The organism is Aquimarina latercula DSM 2041, assembly GCF_000430645.1.
GTDB classification, from domain to species: domain Bacteria; phylum Bacteroidota; class Bacteroidia; order Flavobacteriales; family Flavobacteriaceae; genus Aquimarina; species Aquimarina latercula.
Genome location: NZ_AUMK01000019.1, coordinates 24,188 through 46,151 on the forward strand (window position 1 = coordinate 24,188; position 21,964 = coordinate 46,151).

Consider the following 21,964-nt stretch of genomic DNA (forward strand, 5'->3'; position numbering starts at 1 on the left):
TTTGATGGTATATGGTTTTAGAAGAAGGTTAATTGATTTTTAAAAAGGGGTATTTAAAAAAAGATTTTGGTAGCGATAAATAGTACTATTGAAGCTTCTAAAATGAAAAAGGAGTGTTTCCATAAAAAAACACTCCTTTTTAAAGTACAATTAAAAGTTTAGCGTTTAGCGTAAACTCAACTTGGTGGTGGCTATTCCTTTTTCATTTTGGATTTGTACTAAGTACAGTCCTCTGGCTAATTCTCCTATTTCAAAATTAGTTCCTGGTTCAAAATCGCCTTCAAATTTTTTTGCTAAAGACCCAGTAATCGTGTAGACGAAAACTTTTTGTACGGATTCATTAATACTAAATACCGTTTTAGCAGGGTTAGGGTATGCGTTAAAACTATTCCCTTTAATAAAATCCTGAGTACTTAAACTGCGTTGTTGATTCGCATATATTTTAAATTCACCAGGTTGTAATGAAATAACGGCGTTTACATCAGTCACTTCTATAGAAGATCCTGCTTCATCTAATAAATCATACCAAGTTCCAGTTTCTTGAAAAGTAGGATTGATAGAAATGGTACTAACTCCAAAATTTCCAATAATGGTTACATATCTTATCTCATCACCAGTTGCAGAATCATCTGTAAGTTGAATTTTCTTTGATGTGGCAGATGATAATGATAATGTAAAATCATCTGTTTTAAAGATGCTTTCATTTAACTTCAAATTAATAAGTTTAGCGTAGAGATCATAAACATCTGTTCTGTCTGTTACATTTAGATAATCCCAACGAATTGGTTTTGCATCTGTTCTACAATTATCACTATTACTTCCATCCTGACAACGATTGATACTAAATTCGTATCCTAGCTCTCCGAATTGCCAAATCATTTTAGGTCCTGGTATTGTAAAATAGAACGCACCTGCGAGTTCTACTCTGTCCAATCCAGTAGATAGTTCGGTTATATCATATGTTGGAGAATTAGTGTCATTTCCGAATTGAATGTTTTTATACATTAAACGTTCTTCGTCGTGACTCTCCATATAACTAATATTTGATGGAGTAGTCCAACCACGTGCTAGATAAGAAACGGATTGAAAATTAGAATCTCCATAGCCCATAGTGGCTTGATTATAGTTGAAATTACTATTTCCCCAAACAAGCATACCTTCATTAATTAAGATAGTTTCTTCAGAATTTGGAGCGAAATGTTCAAGAATAACATATGCATTGGCGTCAACAGCTTGAATCGCTGTATTCATTCTGGTAAGTATATCAATTCGGCTTTGATCAAATGACCCTCCATCACCAATAGTGTTAGTAAACCCTTTGGTGAAGTCAAATCTAAAACCATCAATATTGTATTCTGTTAACCAATATTCGTTTAATCGATCAATATAATCTTCTGTAGCTTGTGATTCGTGATCTATATCATTAAAGAATGAAAAAGTCGGATTAGAATCAGTTTCTCTAAATATTGGGTTCTCCGCGGTCGCCTGACCATTATAGCAACCATTACAATCATTCCACATTCTATAATAAGGATTTTGACCAGTAGCATGATTGTAAACAACATCTAATATAACCGCAATTCCTCTGGCATGACATTCATCTATAAATTGTTTAAATGCAGTAGGAGTTCCATAATACTTATCCAATGCCATGTGAAATGAAGGGTTGTATCCCCAACTAATGTTTCCATCAAATTCTGAAACAGGCATTAATTCGATTGCATTGATGCCTAAATCCTCTAAGTAATCAAGTCTTGCTTTTACAGCATCAAACGAATGTAAAGCATCAAAATCTCTTATTAATAATTCATAAATAACTAAATCAGTTACTTCAGGTCTTTGGAAATTTGTAGTCTGCCAAATATAATCAGCTTCTCCAGTTTTAAACCAAGATACTGCATCATTAGTTTTTCCGGTAGGATAGCTTGGCAAATCAGGAAAAGTTACGTTATCAATAAATACATCATTAAATTCAGATAATATTAAGGTAGAGTAGGGGTCTGCTACCGAAATAGAAGCGTCCACTACATATTGATATAATATATCAGCATTATCAGTTAAATTATCTAAAGTAATCCAAAACCTGTCTTGTGTACTATCTTTATTTAATAGATATGTGTTATCAAGAGTCCAATCATTATTGTTGAAATTTCCTTTTAAGTGAACATAGTTTTTTGCAGGAGCATATAATACAAAGGTAGCAGAAGTTCCATTTAGATTTAATCCATCTTTCATACCAGCAGGTACAGGAGCTTCGGTAACTACAGGGGTAGTAATAGCAGAAAAAGTTTCTGATAAAGAGTTTGTTGTTCCAGTTTCTGTAGCCACTAACTCAAAATCTACTCCTTCTGTGATTGTATAATTAGTAGTGTAATTTGTAATATTTGCTTGAGTGTTTACTGATGTTCCGTTAGCAAAAAGTTCAAAATCTGCATTTACAGTAGAAGTAGCAGTAATAGTAAGATCATTTCCATTATCAATGATGCTTACGGATTCGGTAGGAGCATCCAAAGTAAGTTGAAAGATACCTACGTTAACCACATTGTCTTGAGTTTTATTGTCACCAGTACCATCCTGAGCTTTCGCTAACATACCTATACGATCAATCCCAGTAGCACCATAAAAAGTAGTTGGTGTTAATGTAATGGAATACGTTCCATTTCCATTATCATTAAAGACCTGAGGTTGAGCACTATTTGATGAATCTGTCCAATCACCATTATTCGGAGAGTTGATGGCAGCTGTTGCAGTTGGGCTATCAAAATACCATGCCCATAAATATAAGTCTGTTGTCCCCCATGCACTAAGATCTACTCCAGATACAGTAATTGTGATTTCATCATCTTCGTTAAAAGCTGAAGGAGTAATTGTAAAAGTTGCATTTTGTTGTTGGGCATTAGACATAATGAGTCCTAGAAAGAACATAAATAATAAAGTAAACTTTTTCATGACGCTATATGTTTAAAGCAAAAAGGCTGTTAATTTAATAACAGCCTTTTCTATGTTTATATTTAACTATTGTGGTGTTAAAGTATATGTATAATTGTTAGGATTACTTAAGTCCAAAGTAACCATGTAAGTTCCAGCGGTATCCACACTAAGGTTTCCTCCATTAAATCCTAGTTGACCATCTTCTGCACCTGTACCTAGATTATCCTGTGGATCATCCCAGTTATCATTAGCTCTAAACTTGAATTCATCAACAGTTAAATCAATTACAATACTCCAAGTTTGAGAAGCAGCATCATAGGTTAGATCTGTATCACTATCCCATCCAGTTGGCGTAGCAGCTCCAATAATACCCCACACTTGTTTTCTTGATGTCCAAGTAATGTTTTCTGGATCGGTGAAATCCGCATCTATTTTATAGTACCCAGCTTCAGAAACTCTCATGTTCGATTCTCCTTCTTGTACTAAAATTCCTGAAGATCCACTTCCGTCAGCATCTCCATAATCTCCTTCAAAACTAGTATTGGTAGGTAATACTTTAAACTCCGGACTAGCATTGTTTAAGAAAATATATCCTTGAAAAGCAGTTGCTCCAAACTCAGCAGCTTCAATAGTTGGTAAAGTAGCCGCAGGTGTCCAATCGTCACCATACCCACCAGCACTTAGGAAGTTACCGATTATAAAAAACTTAGGCGCTTCTGTAGTAAACGGAGTTACAACAACAATTCTTGATTCAGAATATTGAGGTTCTCCAGCTCCAACATTCGCAGCTATTCTAACTTCTACATTAGAAGGTTCTCCAGGAGTCAAACCTAATGCCAAAGCTGCATTATTAAAAGAATCTACGGATACAGGAATTTGTAATGAACTACCGCTCCCTAGTTCTTGAGCAGATGCGAATTCATTTCCTTCAGTGTCAACTTGAATAATATAGTTTGTAGCAGAATCAAAATTGAAATCTGCATCTGTAAATGTAAACCTCTCTGCGAGCAGGTCTTTAGTTTCAAAAGTAAATACATAAGAAGTTCCAGCTTCTGGAGCAGTTAATACAGGAGCTTCGGCTAATTCAAAAATTGGTCTATCTTCTATGTTGTCATCACTTGTACATCCAATAAATAATGTACTTAGTATAGCTAATGTTAAAAATATTTTTTTCATTTTATATAATTTTTTAATAACCTGAGTTTTGATTAATGTTTGGATTTGCTACTAATTCAGTAGACGGGATTGGGAAAAGGCTTATGTGTGGAGGTAGTGGAGAACCATTGGTTGCACCATTTTTAAATGGCCATAAATAGGTTCCTCCGGTAAATTGTTCGAATCTTATTAGATCCGTTCTTCGTTGGCCTTCCCAGTATAATTCTCTTCCTCTTTCGTCGAGTAAGAAGTCTAATGTTAGATCTCCAGCATTTATATTTCCGCTAGAGTCACCATAAGCACGTTCTCTTAATTGATTAACATACCCTACAGCATCATTAGGGGTACCTCCTGTACCGCCTCTTACTACAGCTTCGGCATAGTTTAAGAAAACTTCTCCAAGTCTAAACATGTGAAAATCAGCATCTACGTGAGTGCCTGTTCCATCTGATCCTGGTGCTAAATCAACCCCAACATTTCTCCATTTTTGTATTGCATACCCATCAGAATAATTAGAAAGCGTTGCAATTTCAAGAGTTTGACCGCTAGAATAAAATTTTCCTCTTGAGTCATTCCAAAGTGGTTGAGAGGCAATCGAAACTGCCATCGCTGGTGCTGGTACTTCAGTACCATTATTTGTGATAACACCAGTCAAAAAGTCATAGTTATATACCTCGTTTGAGTCAAAGTTAGGATTAATGTTATTTTCATCAGATCCTAGGTATTCGAAATCACCGTCGGCATCAAATGCTTTTAATGTACCAGCATCTTCAGCTAATAACCTTAAATCATTATCATATTCATAGATTTCAAAAGATCCATTACTACTGCCAAATAAATCGACAAAAGCTTCTGTAGTTCGTACTCCAAACCATCCACCATCTATACCAAATGCTCTAGGTCGAATATTTCCACCAATTGGTGCATGTGTTAAGAAAGTAGTTCCTCCAAAAGATTGCGTATTAATTCCATCAAAAGCAATACTAAAAATACTTTCGCTTTGAGAACCATTGAAATTATTGTCTGCTAAGAAAAGTTTCTGATAATCATCAACTAAAGAAAAACCTGCGTTCAATATTTTATTAGTGTATTCTAAACTTTCTGTATACATTTCTACACCGGTATATACTTCTGCATTTAAATAAAGTTTTGACAATAGCATCCATACAGCAGCTTGGTCAGCTCTGGGATACGAATTTGTTCGTGGTGCTGGCATTTCATCTTCGATAGCTAATAATTCAGATACCACAAAATCAAATGCTTCTTTTCTAGAGATTTGTGGAGGAATAAAACCAACTACTGGATTATCTTCTGTGAAGAAAGCAATATTTCCAAACATATCGACTAGATGAAAATGACTTAATGCTCTTAAGAAACGGGCTTCTGCTCTAAATCCTTGAATTTCTGATCTTAGAGCAGCGGAAACTCCCCTTGAATCTAATTTCCCATCAGTCGTTTGACGTAAAAATTCGTTTACTGATGAAACCTGAAAGTTAGCTCTATCATAGAATGCTCTTACAAAAGCATTACTAGAGGTCCATTGTCCAAAATTCAGTACAGGTAAATCAGGATCTCCCCAAGCAATTACGGCTTCATCTGTTGGTAATTCTTGTAGTTGCCAAAACCCTCTTAAGTATTGACCGAAACCTGCATCAATACCAGAAATATCACTGTTACCTGGCCCTAATTGTCCACTTACTGCTAGTCCAGAGTATAATTTACCAAGAGCTTGCAAATATGCTTGATCAGAACTAAAGAATTCGTCTGTAGTTTGATTCTGATCATCATTAACTTCAACATCTAAATCATCAGTACATGATCCCATAGATAATAGGAAGGCACATATACCAATGTTTACTAAGTTTTTAAATTTTATCTTCATTGCATTAATTTTTTTAAAAGTCCAAATTAACTCCAAATTGGTATGTTCTCGGTCTAGGATATATAGTACTATCAAAACCACTACTGATTTCTGGATCTATACCGGTATAATCAGTAATAATTAAAACATTATTCACTGTTCCGTACAATTTCATATCAATATTCTTATAGTTTAAGAAATTCTTAAAAGTGTATCCTAAAGAGATGTTATCTAATTTTAGGAATGAAGCATCTTGGATATAATAATCAGAAGAAAACCTATCAACTCCACCATCAAAAAAGTTAGACTGTAATAAGTCTGTAGTAGTGTTAGAAAGTGTATTCTGGAAATTCAAAATTCTTCTTCCATTACTTCCTGCATCTACAAAATTATAGTTATAGTTCCCTACACTACCTCTCCAGAACATACTAAAGTTCCAATTCTTATAATCTAAGATGGTATTAAAACCGTAAAAGAAATCTGCTGCAGGTTTTCTGTAGATGTATTTATCTTTTTCATTGATGATATTGTCATTGTTCCTATCAACATAAGCTCCTTCTACAGGCACACCATTCGCATCATATATTTGTTCAAATACCCAATAAGAATTAGGAGCAAAACCTACGGTTTGGATGTTGATATTACTTCCAACAAAACCTGTGTTAAAGAAACCTTCGAAATTAGGATTGTCTACAGCAAATAATTCTGTAACTTCTCCTTTTTGAAAAGTTATATTACCTCCAATTTGCCACCTTAAGTTTTCCGTTTGTATAGGAGTAACATTTAAAGAAAGTTCAAGACCTTCATTTGTAAGGTTACCTAGGTTAACATCATCTTCGTTTGATAAACTACCACTAGGAAGAGCAGCTAAGAATAAAAGATCTTCAGTTTCTTTTCTATAGAGATCTACAGAACCCGATACTCTACCGTCAAAAAGTCCATAATCTAAACCTATATTGTACTGAGTAGTAGTTTCCCAAGTTAAATCTGGATTATAAGGAAGTGCTAGACCTGTAGAGATAAAGATTGGGGTTCCATCTGGTTCTTGACCAATCTGATATTGAGATTGTGGGTCACTAGTCAATATTCTAGCAAGAGATGGCGTAGCATCACCGATACTCTGTTGTGGTGTAACACCATAACTTACTCTAAACTTTAATTGAGAAATTAAATTAGAATCTTTTAAGAAATTCTCGTTGTGTGCATTCCAAGAAAATGCTCCAGATGGACTATTTGTCCATTGATTTTCAAGACCAGAAAATCTTGAAGTCGCATCTCTTCTAAAACTTCCTGTAAAAATGTATTTGTCAGCAATAGAAATCGTAGCTCTTCCGAAAAAACCTAATAATACTTCTCTTGGATTATTAAATGGGTTATCTATTTCTACAAGATCAAATCCTCTACTAAAATTGTTTCCGCTATCCAGAAATTTCTGGTAAGAATATCCTGCGGTTACATCAAAAACAGTGTTTAAGTTTTCGACATCTTTTCTGTAATTCAAATAGAAATCAAAAAGTAAGTTTTCTCTTTTTTGATCAGATCTACTAAAACTATCATTTTGTAAACCTGTTGTATTTCCCACTGATTGAGCGGAAATAATATCTTCAGTCTTAGCGCTTGCTATTTCATACCCTACATTTAAGTTAGCTCTTAACTCTGGTAAGAAATGAAATTTATAATCTACTTCTAGATTTCCAAGACTTCTAAATACCAAACCGGTTAAATCGCTTTGTTCTAATAAAGCAACGGGATTTTGTCCAGCTAATGCAATTGGATTTCCACTGCCATCTAACCATTGAAAGTAATTCCCGAAATTATTATCCTGGAAAACTGGTTGTGTTGGATCAAAGCCTAATGCAGCTCCAATACTTGTTCCATTTGAATCACGACCTGCATAGGTGTAGTCTTCAATAGCAGTTTTTATATTTGTATTAATTCTTAAATGATTATCAAAAAATTTCGTTCGGATATTAGCCGATAAGGAAGTTCTATCCAAATGATCTTTTTTAATAAGTCCTTCCTCACTAAGTAAACCAAGTGATACTCTATAATTAATCCAATCCCAACCACTGGAAAGACTAATGTTATGATTTGTAGATACAGCATTTTGAAGAATCTCATCTTGCCAATCCGTATTTTCTGTTCCTAATAAATCAATTTGTGCTTGAGATCCATTAGCAGTAACATATTCTCTAAATTGATTCCCATCAAGAGCTTCAATTTTGTCAACTATTTCGGAAAATGTAACATTTCCGTTATAATTAAATTTTAGCTTACCATCTGTGTTTAGCCCCTTTTTTGTTGTTATAATAATTACCCCATTAGAAGCTCTAAAACCATAAATTGCTGTTGCCGATGCATCTTTAAGTACGGTAAAGGATTCGATATCGTTTGGATTAATCGAATTTAGATTATTTCTTGTTCCTCCAGGTCCTGGATCTAATGGAACACCATCTACAATAATTAATGGATTGTTAGATGCGTTAAGAGATGACCCTCCTCTAATTCTAATGGTAGACCCTTCACCAGGAGCACCACCATTATCGATTACAGTAACACCTGCTGTACGTCCTTTGATCAATTGATCAGGAGAAGCATTTACACCTTGATTAAAATCATCCGCAGTAACGGTAGTAACAGAACCTGTTAAGTCCTTCTTTCTTACGGATCCATAACCAATGACCACTACTTGTTCTAGTTCTGCAGCATCTTCTTGTAATGCAACATCAATTCTACTTGTCCCAGAGTATGTAAATTCCTGTGCAATAAAGCCAACATAAGAGAACTCAATAATGTCCCCATTGTTAACCCCATTTAATACATAATTTCCATCAAAATCTGATGAAGTTCCGTTTGTTGTTCCCTTTATGATGATGTTTACACCCGGAATAGGTTGACCATTTCCAGCATCGGTAACAGTACCACTGACCGACGACTGTGCAAAAAAGCTCATTGGTATCAACCACAATAAAAACAATGCGCTTTTAGTAAATGTTTTCATAAAAATTTAAATTAGTTTTTAATTGTTTTTAGCCTTATATTTTCACTTTCTGGAGTCCAAAGTATGTAAAATCTATGTTAAATTTCAGCTACGGTGTAGCCGTAACCTTACTCAAACGTTTGCGTGTGGATAACTTTTAAAATTCTGTTAAAATTTTAAGGGTAATTGTGATCATATCGCATATTTTCGCACTAAACTTTAACTTTTAATAAAAAATTCGAGGGAAATGAAGCAAAAAGTTACGTTAAAACAAATAGCAAAAGAATTAGATGTATCTATTTCAACCGTGTCAAAAGCACTAAAAGATAGTGTAGAGATTAGTTTAGATACTCGACAAAAGGTAAAAGCCTTCGCTAAGTTGTATAATTATAAGCCTAACAACATTGCGCTTAGCCTAAAAAACAGAAAAACAAAGACAATTGGTGTTATTATTCCAGAGATAGTTCATCACTTTTTTACCACTGTCATTGGTGGTGTTGAGAAGGTTGCTAATGAAAAAGGATATAACGTAATTATCTGTTCTTCAAATAATTCTTTTGATAAAGAAGTGATAAATCTGGAGATGTTGGCTAGTGGTAGTGCTGATGGTTTCATCTTATCAGTAGCAAAAGAAACACAGCAAAAAAAAGATTACCATCATATAGAAGAAACGATGAGTCAGGGAATGCCAGTCGTTCTTTTTGATAGAATTATTGATGAATTAGTATGTGATAAAGTTATTATTGATGATGGAAAAGGAGCACAGACAGCTACAAATCATCTGTTATCGTTAGGGTGTAAAAAGATTGCAATTCTTACTACAGTTGATTATATCAGTGTAGGTAAGTTAAGAACTAATGGATATCTTAGAGCATTAAGAGCGTATGATATTACGGCTAGAGAAGATTATATCTTAAAAATTGAGGATATTGATAACTGTGAAGCCGAAATATCTAATTTTCTTCAAAATAAAGATGTGGATGCGATATTCGCAGTAAATGAACTTTTTGCTGTTACAGCGGCCAGAGTTCTTAATGATCAAGGGAAAAAAGTACCAGATGATGTTTCAATAGTTGGTTTTACGGATGGTATTTTATCAAAACATTTTATTCCTAGTTTAACAACAATTAGCCAACATGGAGAAGAGATGGGTGTTAGAGCTGCAAAACTACTTATAGATAAGCTTGAGGGAGAAGAAGATGTTCCTGAAGAATATAAAACAGTGATCATAGATACAAGCTTGATCCAAAGACAATCCACAAAAAAATAACATACTAAAATTATTTTATTTAAAATATTATAATATATTTGACGCCTATCAGAACTTATATTTTCACTTTCTACTAACATAAGTTTTGATAAGTGTACGCGCTTATCATAGTAATTATTAAAGATTTACTTAATGAACAAGCGTAAGCTAAGTTTCTGGGAAATTTGGAACATGAGTTTCGGTTTTTTGGGAATACAATTCGGATTTGCATTGCAAGGCGGATTCATGTCTAGAATTTTTCAGACGTTAGGAGCAGAAATCCATGATATTCCAATCATGTGGATTGCAGCACCATTAACCGGTTTATTAGTGCAACCCGTTATAGGATATTTAAGTGATAGAACTTGGAACCCTAGATGGGGAAGAAGAAGACCTTATTTTCTAATCGGAGCTATTTTTAGTTCTATAGCCCTATTTTTTGTACCGCACTCTCCAGCTTTGTGGGTAGCAGCTGGTTTTCTATGGATTTTAGATGCTTCTATTAATATTTCAATGGAACCTTTTAGAGCTTTAGTTGCGGATAAATTGCCAGAATCACAAAGATCTTATGGATTTGTAATTCAAACATTAATTATTGGTATAGGTACGTGGATAGCTAGTAATCTTCCTTGGATGGTTTCTCAGTTAGGTGTTAGTGATTCTGCAGCTAATGGAGTTGTTCCGATGTCAGTTAAGGTTGCTTTTGCAATTGGAGCTTTTGTTTTTCTCATAAGTATTTTATACACTGTTTTTACAACTACAGAATATCCTCCAGAGGATATGGAAGAGTTTAAAAGGGAAAAAGAAAAGAAAAATCAATTTATTCCTGATATTTTAAATAACATAGGGAGTATGCCATTAACAATGAAAAAACTCGGACTAGTTCAGTTTTTTAGTTGGTTTGCTTTTTTTACTATGTGGAGTTTAACTAATCCTGCATTAACAGAACATGTTTTTAAAACACCTGCACCAGTAGAAGCTAATTATAATATGGATTCAGAAGAATCTGTAAATGAATTTCAGATAGCTAATACTGCATTTCAAAAATCATCAAATGAAGTGGGTAAATATATGGGGGTTTATGGATTATCATCAATGGCTTTTGCTTTGATCTTGGCTTTTTATACTTCTAGAAGGAGAATTAATAGAAAGCTAGTACATCTTTTTTCATTGGTATTAGGAGGAGTAGGTTTTATATCTATGTATTTTATACCATCCCCATCTTGGTTGATCCTTTCTTTTACGCTAATAGGTTTTTCTTGGGGTAGTATTTTATCAATGCCATATGCAATGTTATCCAGTTCTGTTGATCCTAAAAAAATGGGAGTTATTATGGGAATTTTTAATATGTTTATTGTTATACCGCAGGTGATAGCCGCTTTGGGAGGAATAAATTACACATATAAACTTATAGGAGAAGAAACAATTAACGCAATGATAGTAGCAGGAATTAGTTTAATTATAGCTGGTTTTTGTAACTTGTTGATTACTAACAAAGATGCTATCACATATAACCCAAAATAAATTTAGAATGACAAAAAAAGCATTCATATTTGATCTTGATGGTGTCATAGTGGACACTGCAAAATATCATTTTCTAGCATGGCAAAATTTAGCCAATGGTCTTGATATTTCTTTTTCTGAAGAACAAAATGAACAACTAAAAGGAGTTAGCCGAGTACGATCTTTAGAAAAAATTTTAGAATGGGGTAATAAAACCATTTCAGAAGAAGAATTTACTGCCTTGATGGCTAAAAAGAACGAGGAGTATTTAAATTACATAGAAACCATGGACACTTCAGAAGTTCTTCCAGATGTGCCAAGAGTTTTAGATTATCTTTTAACCGAAGATCAAGCTGTTGCTCTTGGATCTGCTAGTAAAAATGCAAGAATCATTCTTGATAAAGTATTGCTTAGAGATAAGTTTCATGCTATCGTTGATGGAACAGATGTTTCTAAAGCGAAGCCGGATCCAGAAGTGTTTTTAATTGGTGCTCAAAAATTAGGAGTAGACCCTAAAGATTGTGTTGTTTTTGAAGACTCAGTTGCAGGCATTCAAGCTGCTAATGTTGCTAATATGGTGAGTATTGGTATTGGGGATCCAAAAGTACTTCACGAAGCAGATTATGTATTTAAAAATTTTACAGAAATAAAAGAAGAGTTCATTAACCAATTAGTTACAACCAGAAAAAATTAAGAATAATTCGGAATATCAAGCAAAATATTCTACTGGATGTTTTGCATGGTGTTTCAATCAACTAAAAATAAAAAAGAGAACCGATGAATCAGGATTATATTAAACCAGATAACTGGTCTATAATTGAAGAAGGATTTGATGTTGAACGAGTTAAATCCTCAGAGAGTCTTTTTAGTATAGGTAACGGAGCCATGGGGCAACGTGCAAATTTTGAAGAGACATATACAGGCCCTACTTTTCAGGGAAGTTATATCGCAGGAGTATATTATCCTGATAAAACCAGAGTTGGTTGGTGGAAAAATGGATATCCAGAATATTTTGCAAAAGTGTTAAATGCACCTAATTGGATTGGAATTGATGTAGAGATTAATGGAGAAAAACTAAACCTTCATAAATGTAAAACTGTATCAGATTTTCGTAGAGAACTTAATATGAAAGAAGGTTGGTATCAACGTTCTTTTAAAGCAGTTTTAGGAAATAATACGGAGATATTAGTAAAATCTACAAGGTTCTTAAGTTTGGATTTAGATGAGGTTGGTGCTATTAAATATGAAGTTACTCCTCTTAATAAAGAAGCTACAGTTCTTTTTACCCCTTATTTAGATGCTGGAATCACAAATGAAGATACCAATTGGGACGATAAATTTTGGGATACATATGAAGTATCGCATAAAGGAAACGCAGCGTACATATCTTCAAAAACAATGAAAACAGAGTTCCATGTGTGCTCTGGAATGCTTAATCAGTTGTTTTTAAATGGTAAAAAACAAGATGTTTATCCTACTGTGGAAACAAACAAAACATATGCAAGTCTTAAGTATGAAGTAAGAGTAGAAAAAGGCCAAACTACCGAATTACATAAGTTTGGTGGTTATACTGTTTCCTTAAATCATAAGCAAGAGGACATAGCATCTGCTAGTGCTGCAGTTTTAAAACAAGCTTCTGATTCTGGATTTGATGCTTTGTTGGATTTACAGAAGAAAGCTTGGTCTAAAATTTGGGAAATGGCTGATATTGTTATTGAAGGAGACGTAAAAGCTCAACAAGGAATTCGTTTCAATATTTTTCAATTAAATCAGACGTATTTAGGTAAAGATGCACGATTAAATATAGGACCTAAAGGATTCACAGGAGAAAAATATGGAGGAAGTACCTATTGGGATACAGAAGCGTATTGTATACCTTTTTATATGGCTACCAAAAATCAGAACGTAGCTAGAAGCTTATTACAATATCGATACAATCATTTAGATAAGGCGATCGAAAATGCGGAGAAACTTGGATTTACTAATGGAGCTGCATTATATCCAATGGTAACCATGAATGGAGAAGAATGTCATAACGAATGGGAAATTACTTTCGAAGAAATCCATCGAAACGGTGCGATGACATTTGCTATCTTTAACTATCTAAGATATACAGGTGATTATAGTTATATTCCAGAAATGGGATTAGAAGTAATGATAGCAATTGCACGTTTTTGGCATCAGAGAGCTACTTTTTCTACAGATAAAGAAAAATATGTGATACTAGGTGTAACTGGACCGAACGAGTATGAGAACAACATCAATAATAACTGGTATACTAATTATTTAGCAAAATGGTGTATTGAGTATTGTGTTGAAAATATTGAAAAGGTTAAGTCAGAATATGAGATTGATTATAATAGAATTATAGAAAAGACAAAACTTGGCCAAGAAGAAATAAAAGCAATGTTGGAAGTAGCGGAGAAAATGTATTTTCCATATTCCGAAAAACACCAAGTATACTTGCAACAAGATGGATTCTTAGATAAGGAACTTATTACTGTTGATAATCTGGATAAATCGCAAAGGCCTATTAATCAAAAGTGGAGTTGGGATAGAATTCTAAGATCTCCTTATATAAAGCAAGCAGATACCTTGCAAGGTTTCTATATGTTCGAAGATCAATTTACTAAAGAAGAATTGAAACGTCATTTTGATTTTTATGAGCCATTTACAGTTCACGAATCTTCACTTTCACCTTGTGTACATAGTATACAAGCTGCTACTCTTGATAGAATGGATCAGGCATATACGTTCTATTTAAGAACTTCTAGGTTAGATTTAGATGACTATAATAAAGAAGTAGAAGAAGGACTGCATATTACAAGTATGGCAGGAACTTGGATGAGTATTGTAGAAGGTTTTGGAGGGTTAAGAGTAAAGAATGATAGATTGTCATTTACACCTAAAATACCTAAAGAATGGAAAGGCTATGCATTTAATGTGAACTTTAGGAACAGTATATTAAAAGTAAATGTTTCTCAAGATGGTACTACTTTTAACTTAGAAGGAGAACATGAATTATTGATATATGTAGACGGAAAAGAATTTACAATATCTCCGAATAGTTTAATGAGCGTATAATTCATTTATATAAGTGAAATGTAAATACCCCAAAAACCAAAGTTTTTGGGGTATTTAATTCAATTCTGGTTTTACAACTAAACAAAATATACAAATCAAAATTAAATCAATGAAGAATATATTAACCATGCTTTTTGGGTTAATCGTTTCATTAACCTTTGGGCAGATAGAAAAAATAGAGCCTCCGTTTTGGTGGAGTGGTATGCATTCTAATCAATTACAATTAATGTGTTATGGTAAAGAAATATCTAAATATAATATAGAAATAGAAGGCATAACAATTAATGAAGTCACCAAAACAGAAAACCCTAATTATGTTTTTGTAACTGTTGATACTAAAGATGTACCATCTGGTGAAATAGTCATTAATTTTAAAGAGAATAATAAAATTGCTTTTTCAGAATCTTATGAATTTAAGAATAGAAGAAAAGGTTCGGCAGATCGAAAAGGGTTTGATAGCAGTGATGTAATGTATCTAATTATGCCAGATCGTTTTGCCAATGGTAATCCAGATAATGATTCTCAGAAGGATACTGCAGAAAAAGCAGATCGTTCTAATCCAGGAGGACGTCATGGGGGGGATATACAAGGAGTGATAGATCATTTAGATTATTTATATGATTTAGGAGCAACTGCACTTTGGAGTACTCCTTTATTAGAAGATAATGAACCTGTTTATTCCTATCATACGTATGCACAGAGTGATCTTTATAAAATAGATCCAAGATATGGAACTAATGAAGATTATAAAAGGTTAGCTGATGAAATGCATAAGTTGGATATGAAGTTAATTATGGATTATGTAACAAATCATTGGGGTTCAAAACATTGGATGATTCAAGATTTGCCAACGAAAGATTGGATTCATCAGTGGCCTGAGGGTTTTAGAAGAAGTAATTACAGAATGACAACTCAGTTTGATACCAATGCTTCTGCAATTGATGCAAAAGGATGTATGGATGGATGGTTTGATACTACAATGCCTGATATGAATCAAAGCAATCCATTACTTCTTAATTATATAACTCAAAATGCAATTTGGTGGATAGAATATGCAGATTTGGATGGTTTTAGGGTGGATACATATTCCTATAATGATAAAGTAGGAATTGCAAAATGGACCAAAGCGATTATGGATGAGTATCCTAAATTTAATATAGTAGGAGAAGTTTGGATGCATGATCAAGCGCAGATGGCGTATTGGCAAAAAGACAGTAAAATAGGAGCAATTGATAACTACAATTCATATTTACCTTCGGTTATGGATTTTACGCTTCATGATGCGGTAACCGTTATGTTTGATGAAGATGGTAACTCTTGGGATAAAGGGATGATTAGAGCCTATGAAAACTTTACTAATGATTTTTTATACCCTGATATTGATAATATATTATTGTTTGTTGGTAACCACGATACTAATAGAATTAATGAGATATACCAAAGTGATATTAGTAAGTATAAGATGGCTATGACCCTAATTTTTACGACAAGAGGTATTCCCCAGATTTATTATGGTGATGAAATAGGAATGTTAGGTAATAAAGATAAAAAAGGAGATGGTGATATTCGTAGAGATTTCCCTGGCGGATGGCCTGATGATACAAGAAGTGCATTTGTTTCAGAAACCACTAAAGGTAAAACAAAAGGGAGAACGCAAGATGAAGAAGCATTTCATTTATTTACAAAAAAGGTGTTAAACTGGAGAAAAACAAGCAATGCTATTCATAATGGAGAATTATTGCAATACATACCCTTTAATAATGTATATGTGTATTTCAGGTATACTGAAAAAGAAAGGGTAATGGTTATTATTAATAATAATTCTGAGAGTCAAGAGCTTGATATGAATCGCTTTAAAGAAGGGTTGAGCAGTTTCAAGACGGGGAAAGATATCATTACTGATAATATAATAGATGTTAGCGAAAATATAATTGTTGCTGCTAAAACATCAATGATCATAACATTACAATAAACTTAAAAAATAAAATTATAAATAATGAGAAAAGTAACTTTCTGTCTTGTCCTTGCAGGTATGATAATTTCCTGTGGTAAGCAAAAAAAAGAAGAAACAGTTGCAAAAGCAGAAACTGTTGTAGAAGAAGTAAGTAAAGGATTAGCTGCTGTTAGTGGCGCTATGATGGAAAATGCGGTGATATATGAAGCAAATATTCGTCAATATTCTGAAGAAGGATCTTTCAAAGCTTTTACTAAGGATATCCCTACTTTAAAAAACCTTGGTGTAAAAATACTTTGGGTTATGCCTATTTATCCAATATCTACTACCAAAAGTAAGGGATCACTAGGTAGTTATTATGCGATTTCTGATTACACCAAAGTAAATCCAGAATTTGGAACCTTAGAAGATTTTAGAGAACTTGTGAAAACAGCACATGATAATGGAATTTATGTTGTGTTAGATTGGGTAGCAAATCATACCGGATGGGATCATGTTTGGTTAAAAGAACACCCTGAATTTTATACTAAAAATGATAAAGGAGAAATTACGCATACTGTAGGTACTGATTGGACGGATGTTGCAGACCTTGATTATGATAATGAAGAGATGAGAAAAGGAATGTTAGATGCAATGAAGTATTGGGTAGAGCAAGAAGGAGTAGATGGTTTTCGTTGTGACGTAGCTGGGATGGTACCTGTTGATTTTTGGAATAACACAGTTACAGAACTTAAGAAAATTAAACCAGTATTTATGTTAGCAGAAGGCTGGGAACCAGAATTAATGGAAAAAGCATTCGATATGGGGTATGGATGGGATACGCATCACGTAATGAATCATATCGCTAAAGGAGAAAATACTGTAGAAGCTTGGGATAAAAGAATGGTACAAGTGGATTCTATGTATGCTAAAGACGATATCTTAATGAACTTTACCTCCAATCACGATGAGAATTCTTGGAATGGGACTGTGCAAGAAAGAATGGGTGATTCTAAAGAATTATTTGCTGCATTATCATATTTAGCTCCTGGAATGCCGTTAATTTATTCTGGACAAGAATATGATATGGATAAGCGTTTATTGTTTTTTGAAAAGGATACCATTATCAAAAAGAAAGGAGTGTTCTACCCATTATATGAAAAATTAGGAAAGCTTAAAAATGAAAACTCAGCATTACATGGAGGTAAAAATGCAGCTTCATACAATAGAATTAAAACTTCAGCAGATACTAAAGTGTTGGCTTTTGAAAGGGAAAAAAATGGAGATAAAGTTGTTTTCGTTGCAAATATGACAAAAAAACCGGTAACGTTTACAGCAGAATATGAGGGCAAATTTAAAGATTATCTTACGGGAGAATATATAGATAGTGTTAAAGGAAAAGAATATGAGTTAAATTCTTGGCAGTATTTGATATTGATTCAGGAATAGAGTTTTTTAAAACTTTTAATTTCAAAAGGCAACATATAGTATTATATGTTGCCTTTTACTTTTTACAAAATAGTTGCTAAAAGGTTGCTTAATTAATTTGGGGTATGAAAAGGTTGTTAAATTTTAATAGAAGGTTATAAAATGATATAATTTATCATTTCATGTTATTATTGAATTAATTAAGGGAAAATTCCCTTAATTTAATGGTGCTTCCGTAAATAAGTATGTGTCGATTTAAGTAATTTTAAAGAATAAAGATTTAGTTAAATCTATGTTCTATTAATTAAAATTCATTTTAAAACCACACAATTATGAAAACTTTTTTATTCTCTTTTTTGTTGATTTTTGGTTATTCGATTTCTAATGCCCAAATAAAAATTGGTCAAGGGGTTACTTCACCAGCTGATTGGGTAGATTATAATACCACAGGTATATATGTTGATGTCGATACAAAATCTTGTGAGTTTACAACGACCCCTCATTATTTGGTAACATTAGAATCTATTAGTAATAAAGGATTTCATTGGTATATATCGGGTGTGCCTTCTGTTTATAACGCTACTTCTACGGGTTTCAGGGTGTATTTAAGATGGACCGATGCTCCTAGTGATTTACCAACAGTTGGGTCTTTAAATTTTCCAAATCCTCTTAGAGCAAGTACTGCTGCAGATCGAGATTGGGTAATCCGTTGGACGGCAATTGAAATGCAAGATTGCAGCTCATCTAGATTAGAAAATAATGAATTGAGCAAAGTCTTTTCAGGTGCTTTCGGACCTGAGGGTGATATGTTATCTTCTGATAAGAAAGAAAATGGAATAGGTAATCATTTTGAAAATGATTTAAAAGTATTTCCAATTCCAGGTAATAAAGTAATTAAAGTACAATCAAAGGGAGAGGTAAACAAGTATGAAATTTATGATCTAAACTCCAGATTGTTGGGAACATACTATAATAATACTATTAATATTGAAAAATTTCCAAAAGGAAATTACATATTAAAGACATTTATGAAGAGTGGCGAAGTGATTACTAAGCAGTTTATAAAATAGTCCTATAATTATATATATAATTTTAGTGCTTAAATTTAAAAAACGACCTATGAGAATAGGTCGTTTTTTGTTTTTCTTTAAGTTTGAAGAGTAGAATAGTATCGTTCAGATATTATTTTTATAATTTTATTATTCGTCTCGTTATCTGTTTTTCATTGGTCTGTATATTGAATATATAGATACCAGATTCTAATACTGATAGATCAAATGTGTTTTTAGTTGTTTCTAGTACTTTTTTACCACTGTAATCAAAGACAGTAACTAGTTCTATAGGAATACTTATATATACTTTGCCTTTAGTTGGATTTGGATATATGATAAATGTATCCTCTTCAAATTCTTCTGTACTGAGTAGCTCGTCATAGGTAATACTAAATTCTACAGCAGATAGATTCCCATCGCCAGAAACACTATTGGCTATATTAGCACCAATGTTTAACGTGATAACTCCGGTTGTAGTGGAAATAACCTGAACATTATATATTGCATCAGAACCAGAAAAATTAGTAAGTGATCCATTAGTAATAGTGATATCGTTAATATCGAAATTTAATACATTCTCAGAAAATGTTATGCTAATAGGAATAGGATTAGTTGCCGTTGGAGAACTTTCGGTAGAAGTAATAATTACTGTTGGTTCGTCATTGGCACTAGTAACAGTAATCATAAATGTTTGATCCGCAGAAGTATCAACTCCTCCGTTAGCACTTCCTCCATCATCAGATAGGTTTACTGTAACAGTTGCACTTCCAAAAGCATTTGCAGCTGGAGTATAGGTTAAATTTCCAGTTGCATCTATTGTAGGTTGACTGCTGAATAACGTATTGTTATCATTAGTTACATTAAAACTAAGTGTTTGTGTATTTCCATCCCCATCGTCAATAGCAGAAGCAAATCCATTTACGGTTTGTGCACCAGAATCTTCTACAACTGTTTGATCAGGGCTAGCAAGTAAAGAAAAGCTAGGAACATCATTTACTGCATTAATAGTAATCATAAATGTTTGATCCGCAGAAGTATCAACTCCTCCGTTAGCAGTTCCTCCATCATCAGATAGGTTTACAGTAACGGTTGTACTTCCAAAAGCATTTGCAGCTGGGGTATAAGTTAGATTTCCAGTTACATCTATTGTAGGTTGACTGCTGAATAACGTATTATTATCATTAGTTACATTAAAACTAAGTGTTTGTGTATTTCCATCTCCATCATCAATACTAGAAGCAAATCCATTTACAGTTTGCGCACCAGAATCTTCTACAATTGTTTGATCTGGGCTAGCAAGTAAGGAAAAACTAGGAGCATCATTTACTGCATTAATAGTAATCATAAATGTTTGATCCGCAGAAGTATCAACTCCTCCGTTAGCAGTTCCTCCATCATCAGATAGGTTTACAGTAACGGTTGTACTTCCAAAAGCATTTGCAGCTGGAGTATAGGTTAGATTTCCAGTTACATCTATTGTAGGTTGACTGCTGAATAACGTATTATTGTCATTAGTTACATTAAAAGTAAGTGTTTGCGTATTTCCATCTCCATCATCAATACTAGAAGCAAATCCATTTACGGTTTGCGCACCAGAATCTTCTAGAATTGTTTGATCGGGACTAGTAGGGAGTGAAAAACTTGGAGCCGAATTAGAAGGAATAGTGTTTATAGTGTAGTTGTCTGATTCTGAAGCAACTCCTGTATTTCCTGCAGCATCTGTGTATCCCGTTCCGACACTAATAATATTTGTGGCATCTTGTATGTTTGGTGTAGGGGTAAATAATCCAGTATATATAGCTAGGTTGGCTGTTACCATAAAGCCTGATAAAACACCATTTTGTACTGTAACATCAGCTGATGTAAACCCTACTGGAACTTCACTAAAAGTAAAGGTTATAGTCGAGGTTTCTCCCATTGTGAGAGCAACATCTGAAAGAGAAATATTAACTGTTGGAGGTGTTAAATCTCCTAAAAAAGCACTTCCTGTAAAATTACCAATCACATCATCTGGATGTGTATAGTTTCCAAAACTCCAATTATTTACAGAATCATATATTTGAATTAAACAATCCCCTATTGTGCTATTACAAGTGGTGGGACCCGTGTAAATACCTTGATCAGAAATTAATAAAATCTGAGCGCTAGATAAGCCTGTGTTTGTTGTAACAAAAGGAAAACCATTATCACCATCTATAGCGGATAGAAAAACACCAGGAGTTGCTCTTGTTCCTGTTACTGCTACAATATCTTCTGCTGCAGCCAAATCAAATCCAGCATTGATTTCATCAACAATACCTATGGAAGCCATTTCGGTATTTCCATCTGCATCTGTAATATTGATAACTGTTCCAGCATCAATAGTGCTACCAGTATTGTTAGTCCAGATTAAATCTCCTTCATTTATGGGACTCGAAAATTGAGTTCCATCCCATTCTTCATCTATAAATGTTATCGTAGTTCCGTTGATGGCATCGTCTAATAAAATAAAAGAAAATCCATCTTCTTGATCTGCACCTCCATTATCTGTGTGAAAAGCTACAAAGGCAATATCACCTGGGGCATCTATTAAATTGTTTTGGTTTTGTGAGAAAGCTTTGAATGAAATAAGTATTACTATTGACAAAGCTAGTATAAGTGGCTTTTTTTCCATGTCAAAATGAAATTAATTTGGGTGAATTATGACTTTTTGTACCTGTAAAGATACTAAATATGAATGAGGCAAGTATGCTTATTACGGTATCTCGACTTTAATTGTTAGTTTATATAAGTTTTGTGAATACCAAAA

12 protein-coding genes are annotated in these 21,964 nt (G+C 33.5%); 7 read left to right on the forward strand and 5 right to left on the reverse strand.

The window, feature by feature from the left end:
• Positions 1–165: 165 nt before the first annotated feature.
• From H526_RS0116710 to H526_RS0116725, 4 genes are all read right to left on the reverse strand, one after another.
• On the reverse strand, positions 166–2,949 hold the full coding sequence (locus H526_RS0116710) for an alpha-amylase family glycosyl hydrolase (protein ID WP_035085854.1): 2,784 nt from the start codon (positions 2,947–2,949) through the stop codon (positions 166–168).
• Between the two features lie 66 nt (positions 2,950–3,015).
• Positions 3,016–4,107 (reverse strand): SusE domain-containing protein, encoded by a 1,092-nt coding sequence (locus tag H526_RS0116715; protein ID WP_027394056.1) that lies wholly within the window; start codon positions 4,105–4,107, stop codon positions 3,016–3,018.
• A gap of 13 nt (positions 4,108–4,120) precedes the next feature.
• Positions 4,121–5,968, reverse strand: a complete 1,848-nt coding sequence (locus H526_RS32365) for a RagB/SusD family nutrient uptake outer membrane protein (RefSeq protein ID WP_027394057.1) — start codon at positions 5,966–5,968, stop codon at positions 4,121–4,123.
• Between the two features lie 13 nt (positions 5,969–5,981).
• Complete coding sequence (locus tag H526_RS0116725; RefSeq protein ID WP_027394058.1) at positions 5,982–8,948, reverse strand: SusC/RagA family TonB-linked outer membrane protein; 2,967 nt, start codon at positions 8,946–8,948, stop codon at positions 5,982–5,984.
• Positions 8,949–9,174: 226 nt separating this feature from the next.
• On the opposite strand from H526_RS0116725, the gene H526_RS0116730 reads away from it, so the two are divergent.
• The 7 genes from H526_RS0116730 to H526_RS0116760 all read left to right on the forward strand — a co-directional run bounded on the left by H526_RS0116730 (position 9,175) and on the right by H526_RS0116760 (position 19,194).
• Positions 9,175–10,197, forward strand: a complete 1,023-nt coding sequence (locus tag H526_RS0116730) for a LacI family DNA-binding transcriptional regulator (RefSeq protein WP_027394059.1) — start codon at positions 9,175–9,177, stop codon at positions 10,195–10,197.
• A gap of 132 nt (positions 10,198–10,329) precedes the next feature.
• Complete coding sequence (locus H526_RS0116735) at positions 10,330–11,700, forward strand: MFS transporter (protein WP_027394060.1); 1,371 nt, start codon at positions 10,330–10,332, stop codon at positions 11,698–11,700.
• Positions 11,701–11,707: 7 nt separating this feature from the next.
• On the forward strand, positions 11,708–12,373 hold the full coding sequence (gene pgmB, locus H526_RS0116740) for a beta-phosphoglucomutase (RefSeq protein WP_035085855.1): 666 nt from the start codon (positions 11,708–11,710) through the stop codon (positions 12,371–12,373).
• 83 nt (positions 12,374–12,456) lie between these two features.
• Entirely contained in the window at positions 12,457–14,763 is a 2,307-nt protein-coding gene (locus H526_RS0116745) for a glycoside hydrolase family 65 protein (protein WP_027394062.1), read from the forward strand.
• Between the two features lie 109 nt (positions 14,764–14,872).
• Entirely contained in the window at positions 14,873–16,735 is a 1,863-nt protein-coding gene (locus tag H526_RS0116750; protein ID WP_027394063.1) for a glycoside hydrolase family 13 protein, read from the forward strand.
• Positions 16,736–16,759: 24 nt separating this feature from the next.
• Entirely contained in the window at positions 16,760–18,145 is a 1,386-nt protein-coding gene (locus H526_RS0116755; protein ID WP_027394064.1) for an alpha-amylase family glycosyl hydrolase, read from the forward strand.
• Between the two features lie 311 nt (positions 18,146–18,456).
• On the forward strand, positions 18,457–19,194 hold the full coding sequence (locus tag H526_RS0116760; RefSeq protein WP_027394065.1) for a T9SS type A sorting domain-containing protein: 738 nt from the start codon (positions 18,457–18,459) through the stop codon (positions 19,192–19,194).
• A gap of 118 nt (positions 19,195–19,312) precedes the next feature.
• On the opposite strand, the gene H526_RS31010 is transcribed toward H526_RS0116760, so the two are convergent.
• Entirely contained in the window at positions 19,313–21,829 is a 2,517-nt protein-coding gene (locus H526_RS31010; RefSeq protein ID WP_051336202.1) for an Ig-like domain-containing protein, read from the reverse strand.
• Positions 21,830–21,964: the final 135 nt, after the last annotated feature.

Coding starts and splice junctions, on each gene's coding strand:
- H526_RS0116710 (WP_035085854.1), bottom strand. CDS start 2,949: ATGAAAAAGTTTACTTTATTATTTATGTTCTTTCTAGGACTCATTATG.
- H526_RS0116715 (WP_027394056.1), bottom strand. CDS start 4,107: ATGAAAAAAATATTTTTAACATTAGCTATACTAAGTACATTATTTATT.
- H526_RS32365 (WP_027394057.1), bottom strand. CDS start 5,968: ATGAAGATAAAATTTAAAAACTTAGTAAACATTGGTATATGTGCCTTC.
- H526_RS0116725 (WP_027394058.1), bottom strand. CDS start 8,948: ATGAAAACATTTACTAAAAGCGCATTGTTTTTATTGTGGTTGATACCA.
- H526_RS0116730 (WP_027394059.1), top strand. CDS start 9,175: ATGAAGCAAAAAGTTACGTTAAAACAAATAGCAAAAGAATTAGATGTA.
- H526_RS0116735 (WP_027394060.1), top strand. CDS start 10,330: ATGAACAAGCGTAAGCTAAGTTTCTGGGAAATTTGGAACATGAGTTTC.
- pgmB (WP_035085855.1), top strand. CDS start 11,708: ATGACAAAAAAAGCATTCATATTTGATCTTGATGGTGTCATAGTGGAC.
- H526_RS0116745 (WP_027394062.1), top strand. CDS start 12,457: ATGAATCAGGATTATATTAAACCAGATAACTGGTCTATAATTGAAGAA.
- H526_RS0116750 (WP_027394063.1), top strand. CDS start 14,873: ATGAAGAATATATTAACCATGCTTTTTGGGTTAATCGTTTCATTAACC.
- H526_RS0116755 (WP_027394064.1), top strand. CDS start 16,760: ATGAGAAAAGTAACTTTCTGTCTTGTCCTTGCAGGTATGATAATTTCC.
- H526_RS0116760 (WP_027394065.1), top strand. CDS start 18,457: ATGAAAACTTTTTTATTCTCTTTTTTGTTGATTTTTGGTTATTCGATT.
- H526_RS31010 (WP_051336202.1), bottom strand. CDS start 21,829: ATGGAAAAAAAGCCACTTATACTAGCTTTGTCAATAGTAATACTTATT.